The 13,392-nt window shown below is 61.7% G+C and carries 16 protein-coding genes and 2 pseudogenes; 4 read left to right on the top strand and 14 right to left on the bottom strand.

Annotated elements, in window-relative coordinates; translation table 11 throughout:
* Position 1: 1 nt before the first annotated feature.
* From CAER_RS0117125 to CAER_RS0117110, 4 genes are all read right to left on the bottom strand, one after another.
* Positions 2-1,033 (bottom strand): branched-chain amino acid ABC transporter permease, encoded by a 1,032-nt coding sequence (locus CAER_RS0117125; protein ID WP_027236510.1) that lies wholly within the window; start codon positions 1,031-1,033, stop codon positions 2-4.
* A 1-nt stretch (position 1,034) separates the two neighbouring features.
* Positions 1,035-1,757, bottom strand: coding sequence for an ABC transporter ATP-binding protein (locus tag CAER_RS0117120; RefSeq protein ID WP_027236509.1), 723 nt, complete (start codon positions 1,755-1,757; stop codon positions 1,035-1,037).
* Positions 1,750-2,514 carry an ABC transporter ATP-binding protein gene (locus CAER_RS0117115; protein WP_027236508.1) on the bottom strand — a complete coding sequence of 255 codons (765 nt, stop codon included), beginning with the start codon at positions 2,512-2,514 and terminating at the stop codon, positions 1,750-1,752. The genes CAER_RS0117120 and CAER_RS0117115 overlap by 8 nt, the downstream gene beginning before the upstream one ends.
* Positions 2,515-2,584: 70 nt before the next feature.
* Complete coding sequence (locus CAER_RS0117110) at positions 2,585-3,760, bottom strand: substrate-binding domain-containing protein (RefSeq protein WP_027236507.1); 1,176 nt, start codon at positions 3,758-3,760, stop codon at positions 2,585-2,587.
* Between the two features lie 517 nt (positions 3,761-4,277).
* Here CAER_RS0117110 and CAER_RS0117100 point away from each other — a divergent pair.
* From CAER_RS0117100 to CAER_RS29755, 3 genes are all read left to right on the top strand, one after another.
* Positions 4,278-4,850, top strand: coding sequence for a methylenetetrahydrofolate reductase C-terminal domain-containing protein (locus CAER_RS0117100; RefSeq protein WP_027236506.1), 573 nt, complete (start codon positions 4,278-4,280; stop codon positions 4,848-4,850).
* Complete coding sequence (locus tag CAER_RS0117095) at positions 4,850-5,815, top strand: methylenetetrahydrofolate reductase (protein WP_027236505.1); 966 nt, start codon at positions 4,850-4,852, stop codon at positions 5,813-5,815. Before CAER_RS0117100 ends, CAER_RS0117095 begins: the two co-directional genes overlap by 1 nt.
* Positions 5,816-6,152: 337 nt before the next feature.
* Positions 6,153-6,524 (top strand): hypothetical protein, encoded by a 372-nt coding sequence (locus CAER_RS29755; protein ID WP_154667787.1) that lies wholly within the window; start codon positions 6,153-6,155, stop codon positions 6,522-6,524.
* Positions 6,525-6,655: 131 nt separating this feature from the next.
* Here CAER_RS29755 and CAER_RS28150 read toward each other — a convergent pair whose 3' ends face one another.
* From CAER_RS28150 to CAER_RS30525, 4 genes and pseudogenes are all read right to left on the bottom strand, one after another.
* Positions 6,656-7,024, bottom strand: a complete 369-nt coding sequence (locus CAER_RS28150; protein ID WP_027236503.1) for a carboxymuconolactone decarboxylase family protein — start codon at positions 7,022-7,024, stop codon at positions 6,656-6,658.
* Positions 7,025-7,039: 15 nt separating this feature from the next.
* Positions 7,040-7,339: a hypothetical protein gene (locus CAER_RS0117080; protein ID WP_027236502.1), complete on the bottom strand. Its 300-nt coding sequence runs from the start codon at positions 7,337-7,339 to the stop codon at positions 7,040-7,042.
* Positions 7,340-7,378: 39 nt separating this feature from the next.
* A complete protein-coding gene (locus CAER_RS0117075; protein ID WP_027236501.1) occupies positions 7,379-7,921 on the bottom strand; it encodes a hypothetical protein in 543 nt (180 codons plus the stop codon).
* Between the two features lie 80 nt (positions 7,922-8,001).
* Positions 8,002-8,425: pseudogene (locus tag CAER_RS30525) on the bottom strand (transposase); the annotation flags it as partial.
* A 44-nt stretch (positions 8,426-8,469) separates the two neighbouring features.
* Here CAER_RS30525 and CAER_RS30195 point away from each other — a divergent pair.
* Positions 8,470-8,631, top strand: a pseudogene (locus CAER_RS30195) (integrase); the annotation flags it as partial.
* Between the two features lie 159 nt (positions 8,632-8,790).
* Here CAER_RS30195 and CAER_RS0117060 read toward each other — a convergent pair.
* The 6 genes from CAER_RS0117060 to pqqA form a co-directional block, all read right to left on the bottom strand.
* On the bottom strand, positions 8,791-9,900 hold the full coding sequence (locus tag CAER_RS0117060) for a hypothetical protein (RefSeq protein WP_027236499.1): 1,110 nt from the start codon (positions 9,898-9,900) through the stop codon (positions 8,791-8,793).
* 359 nt (positions 9,901-10,259) lie between these two features.
* Complete coding sequence (gene pqqE, locus CAER_RS0117055) at positions 10,260-11,345, bottom strand: pyrroloquinoline quinone biosynthesis protein PqqE (RefSeq protein WP_027236498.1); 1,086 nt, start codon at positions 11,343-11,345, stop codon at positions 10,260-10,262.
* Complete coding sequence (gene pqqD, locus CAER_RS0117050) at positions 11,342-11,629, bottom strand: pyrroloquinoline quinone biosynthesis peptide chaperone PqqD (protein ID WP_027236497.1); 288 nt, start codon at positions 11,627-11,629, stop codon at positions 11,342-11,344. Before pqqD ends, pqqE begins: the two co-directional genes overlap by 4 nt.
* Entirely contained in the window at positions 11,626-12,378 is a 753-nt protein-coding gene (gene pqqC / locus CAER_RS0117045) for a pyrroloquinoline-quinone synthase PqqC (RefSeq protein ID WP_245597376.1), read from the bottom strand. Before pqqC ends, pqqD begins: the two co-directional genes overlap by 4 nt.
* Positions 12,375-13,259, bottom strand: coding sequence for a pyrroloquinoline quinone biosynthesis protein PqqB (pqqB, locus tag CAER_RS0117040; RefSeq protein WP_027236495.1), 885 nt, complete (start codon positions 13,257-13,259; stop codon positions 12,375-12,377). Before pqqB ends, pqqC begins: the two co-directional genes overlap by 4 nt.
* 21 nt (positions 13,260-13,280) lie before the next feature.
* Entirely contained in the window at positions 13,281-13,388 is a 108-nt protein-coding gene (pqqA, locus tag CAER_RS0117035; protein ID WP_027236494.1) for a pyrroloquinoline quinone precursor peptide PqqA, read from the bottom strand.
* Positions 13,389-13,392 lie beyond the last annotated feature (4 nt).

Here is a 13,392-nt window from a genome sequence, read left to right as displayed (position 1 = left end):
CTTATTTCGCCTTCACGACTGGCAGCATGCCTTGCGGCCGCCACATCAGAATTGCGGTCATCAGCGCGATGTTCGACACCAGCGCCAGCTTCGGCTCCAGAAAGGCCACGTAGTTCTGCATCAGCCCAACCAGAAGCGCACCGATAAAGGCGCCTTCGACAGACCCCAGCCCGCCAATGATTGCGACGATGAAGACCAGGACCATCATCTTTTCGCCCATCCCGGCGGTGATGACCTCCTGATATAGGCCCCACATCACGCCGCCCAGCCCGGCCAAGGCGGACCCGGCGATGAAAACGCCGACGAACACAAGGCGCAGCCGGTAGCCGAGCGCTTCGACCATCGGCCCGTTCTCCACCCCGGCCCGCACGATCAGGCCGATCTTGGTGCGGCGCAGAACCATGCGCATGGCAATAAACAGGACCAGCCCGACACCCACGGCCAGAAGGCGGTATTTCTCCATCGCAGCCCCGGCAAAGGTGACAGCACCCTTCAGGGTTTCGGGGCGGTTGAAGAAGATCTCATCCGGGCCCCAGACCACATGGATCAGCTGTTCGATCACAATAAGGCCGCCAACGGTCACAAGGATCTGCTTGAGATGCGCGCCGTAAACAGGCTTGACGATAATCCGCTCAAATCCCCAGCCCAGTGCGCCGGTCACGGCCATAGCGGCCACCACAGCAAGAAAGACCGCGGACATGTTCAAAAGCAGCGATGCCGCCCCGGTCCACTCGCCCAGCGCAATGAGCACGGAAACCCCGACAAAGGCACCGACCGAAATAAAGGCCCCGTGTCCGAAGTTGATCACGTCCATCAGGCCGAAAACCAGGGTCAGCCCCGAAGCCATGATGAAGATCATCATTCCCATGGCCAAACCGGAGACAGTCAGTGTCAGCCAGGATGAGGGCACGCCTATGGCGAAAAAGCCGAGAACAACCAGTACCGGGACCAGCAATACCGGCAACGCGCCATCCAACCGCTCTGCCAGGCTGACGCTGGCAAAAGTCGGTCTATGATCAGGGGCTGCGGTCATCTTAGTGCGCCTCCATGCTGAGACCCATCAGGCGTTCCTGAAGGTCCTTGTTTTCTGCCAGCTCCGCCATCGGTCCCGTCCAGATCACCCGGCCGTCATCCATGACCGCGGCGCTATCGCCCAGCGCCCTGGCGACCGAAAAATTCTGCTCCACCAGCAAAATCGACGCTCCCTGCCCTTTCAGCTCCCGCAGCGCCTGGGCCATGGTCGAGACGATCGCCGGTGCAAGCCCCTTGGTTGGCTCATCAATCAGATACAGCTGGCGGTCTTCGGCCATGGCGCGGGCAATCGACAGCATTTGCTTCTGCCCGCCTGACAGGTTGCCCGCCTCGCTGTTCCAGAAGGTGCCCAAGGCCGGAAAGGCACCCAGCAGCCATTCCTTGCGTGCGCCATCCAGCGGCCCGGAGGTACAGCCCAGCACCATGTTCTCCTCCACCGTCAGGTCGCTGAAGATCCCCATGTCCTCCGGCACAAAGCCGATACCGCCCCTTGCGCGCGCTGACACGGGCAGACGGGTAATGTCCTGGCCGTCATACAGAATATTGCCTGACTTGGCGGCCCATTGACCCATGATGGTTTTCAGCGTCGTGGTCTTCCCAACGCCGTTCCGGCCCAGCAGCATGGTCACCTGGCCGCGCGGCACCTCAAGATCTACCCCTTGGAGGATATGATACTGCGCGATGTCGGTATGCACCGCTTGCAGCGACAGGATCGGGTCAGACATGATCCAGCTCCTTGCCCATATAGGCCTCCTGCACCACGGCTGAGGCCATGACCTCGGCAGGCGGGCCGTCGGCAGCCAGCGCGCCATTATGCAAAACGATGATGCGGTCGGCGAGGCTGCGGATCACGTCCAGCTTGTGCTCGACCAGCAGAACCGTGCGTTCCCGGTCCGCCTTGATTTCCGCAATCAGGTCCAGGATCACCGGCGCTTCATCGACGCTCATCCCCGCCGTCGGTTCGTCGAACATGTAAACCGTCGGATCCAGGCCGATCAGCAGCGCCACTTCCAGTTTGCGCTGATCGCCGTGCGGCAGCTCAGACACTAGCTGGTCTTTCTGCGTGTCCAGCCGCACCCGCTCCAGAATGGCCATTGCCGTCACGGTCAGTTCCGTGTGGCTGTCCGCCATCGAAAACAGCCCGAACCCTTTGTGCTGGCGCGACTGGATCACCAGGCGCACGTTTTCCAGCACCGTCAGGCTGGGAAACAGATTGGTGAGCTGAAACGCCCGCCCCAGCCCGCGGCGGCAGCGGCTGGCCACGCCAAGACGGGTGATGTCCTCGCCCATCAGCCTGACCGTGCCGGAGCTGGCCGGGATCTGGCCCGAAATCAGATTGAAATAGGTGGTCTTGCCCGCGCCGTTCGGCCCGACGATGGCAGTCAGCTCGCCCGCGTGAAAGCTGCAGGAGACCGCATCGACAGCCACATGGCCGCCAAAGCGCACGGTCAGCGCGTCCGTTTCAAGAAGTGTCTGGGTCATTGATCTCTATCCCTGCCCCGGGACGGCCGCAGCGGCCGCCCCGGAGGATGGGCGGGAAACATCCCGCAGCTTACTGGTTGCGGATCGGGATATTCATTTCATCCATGCCTATCTCACGCACAAGAACCGGCACGCCGTAGTCTTTGCCGTCCTGAATCTCGGTGCGGAAGTGATACATGGCCTGCATGGCCTGGTGGTCTTCGGCGCGGAACTGCATTGTGCCTTTCGGGGTTTCCCAGGCCATGCCTTTCATCGCCTCGATCAGCGCTTCTGTGTCCTCTGCGCCCCCCGCCTTCTTGATCGCTTCGACAATCGCAAGCCCGGACGCCATCCCGCCGGCAGTGAAGAAGTCCGGCGGGCTGTCAAACCGCTCGAAATGGGTTTTTACCAGCCATTCGTTCACCGGGTTCTGAGGGATTTCGTAATAGTAATAGGTCGCGCCTTCCATGCCCGGAAGCTCTTTGTAGGCCTTCAGCGCGGCCAAAATGTTGCCGCCGGTCGCGATCTCGATGCCAAAGCGCTCTGGCTCCATGGCATTGATCTTGCCCATCGGGTTTCCGCCGCCGGCCCAGATGATGAAGAGCTTCTTCTCGCCCTCAACCTCGCCCATCTTGGTGAAAATCCGCTCAGCCGCCGCCGTGAAATCGGTGGTGTCGGTCGGCACATACTCCTCGTGGGCGATCGAAGCACCTGTGGCTTCCAGCGCTTCTTTGAAGGCCGCCACACCATCACGGCCAAAGGCATAATCCTGCGCCAGGGTCGCAATGGTCACGCCCTCCCCGCCCAGCGCCACCGCATTCGCAATTGCGTCCTGCGAGGAGTTGCGGCCGGTGCGGAAAATGTAGGGGTTCCAATTCGCGCCGGTGATCGAGTCCGCAACTGCGGGTTCGACGATCAGAACGCGCTCATACTCTTCGGCAACCGGCAGCATGGCCAATGCCACCCCTGAACTTACCGGGCCAACAGCGATATGCGCGTCATCATCGCCGAAAGCTTCTTCCAGCTGGGCACGACCGATATCGGGCTTCAGCTGCGTGTCCTTCTCGATCACCACGATCTTCTCGCCGTCAATCTCCATGGTACCGCCGGTGGCGTATTCCAGCCCCAGCTGCAGGCCAATGTGCGACTGGGCCGCATAGGCCTCAAACGGGCCGGTTTTACCGTAAACATGGGCAATCCGGATTTCGGCAGAGGCTGCAGACGACATCAATGCACCGGCAACCGTCAACGCAAACAAGCGCAGCATGAGGGCTCCTCCCTGGTTTCTCCCTGGCAAATATGAAACATGAATCAACATTCATGTCAACGGAGCGATGCCCTGACCCGATTATTCAGGCCAACCGCGCTGGCCAGAAAATGGCGGATCGGCATGGCTGCGCACCGGCACAAGCCCGATGAGTTAGTTCTGACGCTGCCGCAGATTAAGGTGCTTGCCGGGCCAGCCGAGGCGGCTCAACCCATCGTGCCGATGGACCCAAGGCCAATGATACACTAACAATTCATTGAGCCTTTTCGATGTGGCTGTACACTCAGGACTGGTGCAATCCGCGGACTTCGGCCGCGCCGCTATGCGCCCGGCGCCGCCGGGCAAGGTCTGCTCGGACCACAGATGCGGACCAGGCCGGACCCGGAATGTCCGGCGGGTACCGTCAGCCCGGAGACGGGACAGACCATGCAGACCTGGTGCGCAGAGGCTATTTCAACGCCAGCGCTGCCGAAGGAAACGATAAGACGATGTAAGTGCCTGGAGAAAGGGAAGCTTGATGTACCGGATTCGCCTGTTCGCCATTCGTCACTCACGCAGCTTTGAGTGGATATACAAGCGGGTGGAGCAGGTCATGATCGCCCTGGACCCAGTCCTGAGAAAAATCGGCTACGACCGGGTCGAGCGCCCCATCGCTTTCGTCGAGAAATGCGTAAAGACAGTGCTTTTTGACTGCCAGATGTGCGGGCAGTGCGTGCTGTCCTCGACCGGCATGTCCTGCCCGATGAACTGCCCCAAGCAGCTGCGCAACGGCCCGTGCGGCGGGGTGCGGCCCGGCGGGTATTGTGAGGTCAAACCGGAAATGAAATGCGTTTGGGCGCTGGCCTGGGACGGTGCGTCGCGGATGAAGGGCGGCGCACAGATTGCAACTGTGCTGCCGCCGGTCGAACGCAACCTCGAAGGGTCGTCATCCTGGCTGCGGGTGAGCCGCGAGAAAGCAGCGCATCTGCGTGAAGCCCGGGAAAAACGCCGCACGGCCATCGCCGACGCCTTTCCCGGCGCCCGCAAAAATGAGCCCTCCGCCGCGCCGCTGGCGGAAGAACCCGCGCGCGCTCAGAAAGGGGCAAAGTGATGGACCACAGTTTGCCCCAGCCCTATTCACCGCCGCCCGAAGGCCACGTTTCGCACAGCCGGCTGGAACGGGTGCTGCGCTCCGGCCGCTTTGCCATCACGGCTGAGCTGAATCCGCCCGACAGCGCGGACCCTGCGGATGTCTATGACGCCGCGCGCCCGCTTGGGGAGGTTGCCGACGCCATAAATGCAACGGATGCCTCGGGCGCGAATTGCCATATGTCCTCCATAGGGATCAGCGCGCTGCTGACCCGGGCCGGGTATTCCCCTGTCTATCAGATCTCCTGCCGGGACCGGAACCGGATCGCCATTCAGGGCGATGTGCTGGGGGCAGCTGCCATGGGGGTCAGCAATGTTCTGTGCCTGACGGGTGATGGTGTCGGCGTCGGGGATCAGCCGGGTGCAAAACCGGTGTTCGATTTCGATTCGCTGTCGCTGCTGCGCACCATCAGGACCATGCGGGATGAGCGTAAATTCCTGTCCGGGCGCACCATCACCAACCCGCCGCTGCTGTTTCTGGGGGCGGCTGAGAACCCCTGCATTCCGCCCTATGAATGGCGCCCGGAACGGCTGGCCAAGAAAGTGGAGGCAGGGGCGGAATATATTCAGACCAATTACATCTACGACGTTCCCCTGTTCGAAAAGTTCATGGCACGGGTACGGGATTTGGGATTGGATAAGAAAGTGTACATTCTTGCCGGTGTTGGCCCGCTGGCCTCGGCGCGGGCGGCACGGTGGATGCGCTCGAATGTACCGGGGATCCACATTCCGGATGCGGTCATTGACCGTATGGAGAAGGCTGAAAAGCCCGGACAGGAAGGCAAGAAGATCTGCGTGGAGCTGATCCAGCAGATGCGTGACATAGCCGGTGTTTCCGGGGTGCATGTCATGGCGTACCGCAAGGAACATCAAGTCTCTGAAATTATCCAGGAATCCGGCGTATTAGCCTCCCGCAAGCGGGCATGAATGCCAGTCCGCAGAAGCCTTCAGAACGGTCATTGCTGACATCGCCAAGCGACATCCAGACTTGGAAGCAGGAGTCATCGCCATTCTCCACTCCCCCGCTTGGCGGGACGATCCCCATTCCGGCCTTTACTGCTTCCTGCGGTATCTCAGCGTAGCGGAGTTTTCCTGGCCGGGATGCATAGACATCGCGCCGGGTGGCGACTGAGGCCGGACTTCTGCTACCTGCTTGACGCGGGCGAGTGGGAAACAGCAGCTGCCTCAAGAAAGCGCCGGAGATTCGAGAGTACCCGACGTTCCACTCCCACCATACCCTGAACACGCAAGAGGGACTGGCTGCATGATGCGTAACTATTCGTGCCTGCGACGGGATCTGCCAAGTTTCGGCCCGGCGGGCGTAGAAGTCCAGGGATTCCGGTTCCGCCGCGTGGGATCGAAGGGGATGATGCGCCGCGCTCACCACCCGTTCCGTCGTATCGCTCCAATGGCGACGGCAAGAAACGCGAGTGCAAACAAGACGTACAATGCGACCATTGCCCATCCTGATGCGTTCGCCCCTGAGAATTGCCCACTAACGGCGATGGCGGCATTCAAGGTGTTCATCACGACCAGAATGCTCACCAAGGGAACCGGCATTCCGTCGCCGCATCTGTTCCGCAAAAGCCAGAGAAGCGCGCCGGTGCCAGCCACGGCGACGCCCCAGAACTGGTAGATCACGATACCCATCGGCGGAACGACGACTCCAAAGGACCGAAGCATCAACGCGGGCGCAAGAATGCAAGCCAACCCACCGGCTATATTGAGAGTTGCGAACGCGGTCAGCAGAAGCCGGGACGGCATGTTCTAGCCTGGGCGATCGAGAAACTGATGAACTGCCTCGATAGCATGGGTCGCGTAGATCATACCGGGGCCGCCCCCCATCAGCACCGCGACGCCAATTGCGTCCTCCAGTTCTTCCCGGGTCGCGCCCGCCTCGATCGCGTCGTGCACGTGATGGGCAATACAATCGTCGCAGCGCACAACGATACTGATCGCAAGCGCCATGAGTTCCTTAGTTTTATGGTCAAGTGGTCCACCGGCCATTCCCGCGACGTGCAGGCCGTTAAACGCCGTCATGACCCCGGGCTGCGCCTTTCCGAGGCGCAGCGCATTCGGCTGTACGACACAGTACTTGGCGGGAAAGTCAGTATTGCCATTGCCTGCCGCAGCCATGGTCTCACCTCCCTCTCATGACGCTGTTTCGAGGACGTCGGACAGTGCGTTGAGATAGGCGCGCCGCTCGTCTGCGGACAGGCCCTTGGAACCTTCATCCACAAGCGCTTCTACTATTGCCTCTGCTGAATTGCGGCGCTGTGCAGGTTCCATGCGTGGCATCATCTTGGGCATCATGTCTGTCATCATCTTCTGCTTTTCCTCCGGTGAGATGCCGGCAAAGAACGTCTCCATCATGCTGTCCATCATGGCCTCTTTGTCTTCCTTGCTCATCCGGCCCATCATCAGACCCATCATCTGTTCCATCACACTCATCAGAGTATCCTCTCACTTAATCGTTGCGGGCGGCATCGCTCACCGACGTGTCGACTGACTCTTTTCTCCCCAGTCGGGACCATTGAACTGACCGCTTTTCGGAGTCTTCGGGAGCGGGTGCCAATCGAGGGTGACGGTCGCCGACGGCCCAAGCGCAGTGGTTGCGTTTGTGATCGTCTTGACCTCCATGCCCTGAAAAACCTTGCAGTCGGTCCCTCTGAGCGCATCGGCCGCTGTGTATGTCGCCGAGTCGCATCCCAGAACCAGCACCGCACCGAAGCCCTGCGCCCGCTTCAAGATCCGAGCGCGTTGCCGCGCGGTCCAAAGACACATCATCGGGACGGGCAAGCGAAGGGTGAAAGCTTCCGAGCGGACGCCATGACCGGCCAGCGCCTCTCTGATCGAGGCGATGTAGTCCTCGAAAGCCGGGGTTTTAAGCCCATGCTTCAGCGGTTGCAGGAACGGGCTTTTTTGTTGGATCGAGACGCACATCGGCGGGCAGATCGGACAGGATACGATCAGGACGGACCGAAATTCCTTCAGATCGTCGATCACCTCCGCAGGTTCCAAAAAGATCGGCATGGCTCTGCCTCCGGACAGGCTTTGACACCCCTAGGAGATTACCCGACATCGAAAGTCTTCCAATGACCGTGATCAATCGGGGCCGATAACCCTCGTGAGCTGACATCCATAACATGGCACACACGAGCTGTAGGGAATTCTGTGCAATGCTCTTCGATGAACCTGAACCTCATGGCTTTTGTCTCGCGAAGAAGGCTGTGGCCTTCTTTTAGGGTGTCCCTCTCCTCCTTGAGAATGCGGGTCTCCCGTCGAAGCCGCTCGTTCTCACGGGCAAAGTCCAGGTCTTTCTCCGGCACCGCTTCCGTATCGCCCTTCTCGTGCATGTAAACATGCACTGCCGGGCAGCGGATGCGCCGTGATCCACTTGTTCAGCGTCGATACGCCAACGCCCAGATCAGACGCCACCTGATTGCGTGTCAGTCCGCTGGTCAGCGCGACCCGCACCGCAACAGCGCGCAATTCGTCCGCACGTTTCGTTCCCGTAGCTCGTCTCCTTGGGTGCAATAAGTGCTATCAAAGGAGCGGCAGCAAACCGCGACAGGCCAAGGCATTTGATGCGCCGGACCAAAGTCGCACACATCAACCGCAAGACCGGAAACCTGCGAGCGGTTCAGCTCTTGCCGGGCCGCACCAAGATGGACATCACCGTACGGTATCCCGGCGTTGAACTGGAAAACGCGTTGGCAATAGCTGAGGTGCTCGAGATCTGACCCAAACCGGCCGTTCTGCATGGACGGACCGACCCGGACTCTCGCTGTCAAGAACGGCACTGCGGTCCAGCGCCTCCAGACTGAACATTCGCCACGAGCGAGAAATCAACAGTTTGTTCGCGCTCATAGATCGGCAGGCTGCCGATCGTTTCTTGAGGTTCAGTATGTGTCTGCAAAGAATACTGGCCGGATCGTCCGCACTGTGATCGCCCCGATGCCGGAGAGGACAAGCACGAGAACGAATAGCCAGCCCAGGAACGGGATCAGCCCGATAAGCCCCGCCGTGAGTGCGCCGACGCCCGCCGCCAGCGCCCGTTCTGCAATGCTGTCCGGATCGGGACGGCCGAAGGCGAGGAGAAGGCCAACGCCGAACGCATAGGCGGCGACCACGTACCCGGCAAAGCCGGCGGCAATCGCCAGAACCACCAATGCCGGGGTCATCAACAGGCCGATAATGGTCAGCGCGAAAAGGACACCTGCACCGATGATGGCCGACTGAGCCATGAAGCCAATCCACAACGTGTGGAATGGCCGCGCCAAGACCTGCCGCCGCATTTCGGCGAGGCGTTCAGGCACCAGCGCTGCAACAAGCGCGGCCAGTGCCGCAACCACGACCACCCCCATAAGGAACTTTACAATCACGCGGCCCCAACTCGGCGGCTTTGGCCCGTCCCAATCCTCGATTTCACGCCGCTCGACACGACCGGCCGGCACGACCCGCTCCGGAATATCCGTTTCGCCCGGCTCTTCTTCAAAGACGATGAGTCTCCCACCAATCGAAGCTGTTTCACCCCAGGCCACCCGCTTGGCTGCGAGACTGACATCGCCGGAGACGACGGCATCAAAAGCAATTACTTCACCGGCGATCATCGCGGTGCCCCCGATCGCGCCGCCAAGGCGAAGTTCGGATCCGGCCACCCGCAAGTCACCGCCAACGCCGGCCACGGAGACACTTCGGCCGGCCAGGGTCGCATCACCAACGACGTCGCCCCGCAAGGCGATCTCCTCGCCCGCGGCGTAGGCATCGCCTCCAATCCCGCCGTCCATGGTTACCTCGCGGCCGGCAAGATGGGCCGATCCTGTGATGGCCGTCTTTCCAACGACCCGCTCGCCAGCCATGAACAGATCGTCGGACCCGGCTGCGTCGTGTGTCACCGACCGCCCTGCAAGAAATGCGTCGCCGCCGAAGATGAAGGCACGCGATTCATCCTGCGCGCAGACCGGCATCGCCGACAGGAACGCAATGAGAATGATAAGAAACCTTGCCATTGCTCGCTTTCGAATTCCAACGCCATCAGGATACCCGCGTTACAAGACGCCGCATTGCGCCAAATCAATGGAAGCGGATCGCGTCGTGTCTGCTACGCGGACAGTCGGAACTATCCGACCCGCGGGATCGTATTCGCCGCCGGGCTGCTCAACTTCAAGGTGATGACCATACTGCAATGCGGTTGCCTTGTGGAGGGTTATCGCTTGGCTCCGGAAGAGAAACTGGCCAAGAGCTGTCTGCCAGCTATGGACCTGTCACAGTTTCGAAGCAGCCAGCTTCCCAGCGCTTTTTTCGCGCAAACCAGGGTGAATGCCTATCACGAGGATGCTCCGAAAACCTAGGTCAAGGCTGGCGTTACCTAGCAAGCCGCGCGCCGGTAGACAAAAGTAGTTTCAGAATTGCTCCTGCCTGTTTCTAGAAGCTCAACCACAGTCTGGTGCCGCGGTGATTTCCGGCACACTGGATCGGTTGCCCCTGCGTCTCCGGCAAGAGCCAGCGCCTGGCAACGGCAGCCACCGAAATCGGTCTCCTTGCGGTCGCAGCTGCGGCACGGCTGCGGCATCCAATCGGTGCCGCGGTAGGCATTGAACGCCGCGCCTTCGTACCAGATCGCCGCCAGCGGTTTGCTGCGGACATTGTCGAAGTCCAAATGCGGGATGGTCTGGGCCGCATGGCAGGGCAGCACAGTACCGTCCGGCGCGATATTCAGCCCGGCTGTGCCCCAGCCCCCCATGCAGGCCTTGGGGTAATCCGCGTAGTAGTCGGGTGGCACGAAATCAAAGGCCAGCACCCCGCGCAGCCGCTGTTCCGCCTCGGCGACGATGCGCTTGGCCGCCTCTGTCTGCGCGCGGGTGGGTAAAAGCTGCGCCCGGTTGCGGGACGCCCACCCGTGGAACTGCACGCAGGCGACCTCAAGCCTGCGCGCGCCCATTTCGACAGCCATTTCTATGGTGCGTTCCAGATCATCCAGATTGTGCCGGTGCATCACGGCGTTCAGTGTCAGGGGAATTCCCCTGGCCTTGATCTCCGCCGCGATTTGCATCTTGCGGTAAAACCCGCCTTTGTAGCCGCCGATCCAATCCGCAAGCTCCGCATTCGTGCCCTGCAGCGACAGCTGGATATGGTCCAGCCCAGCCGCCTCCAGCGCATCCAGACGCTTGGGAGTCAGTCCAATGCCGCTGGTGATCAGGTTGGTATAGAGCCCGCAGCCCTGTGCCGCCGCGGTGAGGTCCGCCAGATCGGGGCGCGCAGCGGGCTCGCCGCCGGACAGGTGCAATTGCAGGACGCCCAGCTCCGCGGCCTGGCGGAAGGCCTCCGCCCATTCGCCGGTTGTCATCTCCGCCTCGCGGCCCAGCAGGTCCTGCGGGTTGGAGCAATAGGGGCAGGCCAGCGGACAGCGGTGCGTCAGCTCGGCCAGCATCGCGATGGGCGGCGGCACCGTCATGGGTGCACCGCCAGGTACATGCGGGCCCGCAGCCCGGCCAGAAAGCGCTGCACGTCGCCGGCGATCTGCTCCGCCGGGGCATCGTAGGCCGCCGCGAGACCGGCAACGATTTCCTTGAACGAAGCGCTGCTATCCACCCGCGACAGGATCGCCTCGCCTATGGCATCGAGCGCGATGGCCTTTTCCGGGCAGAGCAGCACCGTGCCGCCCCGCACGTTGTCCGTGATCATCCGCACCCCGCGCGGCAGATAGGGGCGGTCCGAGAGGGCAAGCGCCAGTGTCATGCCAGCCCCTCGCCCGGCTGCCAGGCGCCCGGCGGAATCCGTCCCGGCTCCACATAGGCCCCCCAGAGCGCATCCAGCTGCGCCCAAAGAACATTGGTTTTAAAGATCAGCGCCTCGCAGGCGGCGTCTTCCTTGTCCGGCGTGCCGGCGTTCTCCAGCACCCAGGCCAAGCCGAATTTCACGTCCTTCGGCGCCTCGGTCAGCCGCTTTCGGAAATATGAGAGGCTTGCGGCATTGGCGAAGTCGTAATGCTGCAGCAGGCCTTCGATCCGCCGTTCGTGAATAGAGGGCGCAAACAGTTCCGTCAGCGACGAGGCCACCGCCTGCAGCAGCGGCATGTCGCGGACGTAGCGGATATAAGCGTCGACAGCGAATTGAGTGGCCGGCAGCACGCCCCGGCCGGAGGCCACGTAGTCCGGATCGAGCCCGACCGCTTCGGCCAGCCGCAGCCAGCGGCGGATGCCGCCGCCTTCGCTGACGCCGCCGTCATGGTCTTCAATCCGGCTGCGCCAGGCCCGGCGCATGGCAGGATCGGTGCAGCGGGACAGAAAGGCCGCGTCCTTCATCGGGATCGCCGCCTGATAGGCCCAGCGGTTGATCACCCAGGCGCGGACCTCGTCGGGAGAACACTCCCCGCCGTGCAGCCTGTGGTGAAACGGGTGCTTGTCGTGGTAGCGCACCGCGCCGATGGCGCGCAAGCGGCCCTCAAGCGGCTCTCTGGCCGGCATTTCCCGGGGTTGGACATTCATAGCGCAATCTCCATTCCATCCGCTGCAATTGTCCATCCGGCGGCCAGAACCTCCGCGTGCTGGGCGCTGCCGGGCTGCCAGACAGGGTTGGTGTTGTTGATGTGAATGAACGTCTTGGCGGCGTCCACACTCCGCAAACCAGCAATGGATCCTTCGGGGCCGCTGATGGAGATATGCCCCATCCGCTGGCCGGTCTTGGTGCCGGTTCCGCTCTGGATCATCTCCTGATCGTGCCAGAGCGTGCCATCAAAGAAGATGTGGTCAGCGTCTGCCAAAATCTCCAGCAGCTCTGCGGAGACGCCGGAACAGCCGGGGATGTAATAGGCGGTTTTCGCACCGTCGCTCAGCCGGACGCCGACTGTTTGATCGCCCATCAGATCCGTCTGCACCTGCCTGTCTTCCATGAACAGCGGCACCTTGCCGGGCACCGCGAAGACTGTAGCCTGCAAGCCCGGCAGCAGCTCGAAGCCCTCGCTCAGCCGCACCGGATGACGGCCAACAGCTGCCGGAAGCGCGTTGAAGACCGGGTTGGCCTCCAGCACATCCAGCAGGCCGGCAGTGGCGAACAGGGTGAAAGGCGACTGTTCCCGCAAGGACAGAAGACCTGCGATGTGATCAATGTCACCATTGGTCAGAAGCACGGCGCGCAGCGGGCTGTGGCGCAGCGATTGCGGGTGCATGGACGGGCAGTTTTGCAACTGAACACGGATATCGGGAGAGGTGTTCAGAACCGCCCAGTTCTGCCCGTCCAGTGTCACGGCAAGCGAGGACTGGGTGGCGGAAGCGATCCTGCCGAGACGTGCGTCCCGGCAGTTCCGGCAACCGCAATTCCACTGCGGCAGGCCACCGCCCGCTGCTGCACCAAGAACCAGAAACCGCATGGCCGTTTTCCTGTCTTGCGATCAGAACAGATCGGGTTCGTATTCGCGGCCCTCGTCCTCGGACGGGGAGTACATGTTGATTTCCATGCCGCAGTTGATTTCTTTCAGTTTCGGGGCAGACCAGGCCATTTCA

It is taken from the genome of Leisingera caerulea DSM 24564 (genome assembly GCF_000473325.1).
GTDB lineage: Bacteria > Pseudomonadota > Alphaproteobacteria > Rhodobacterales > Rhodobacteraceae > Leisingera > Leisingera caerulea.
This window is presented reverse-complemented; position numbering and strand designations above follow the sequence as displayed.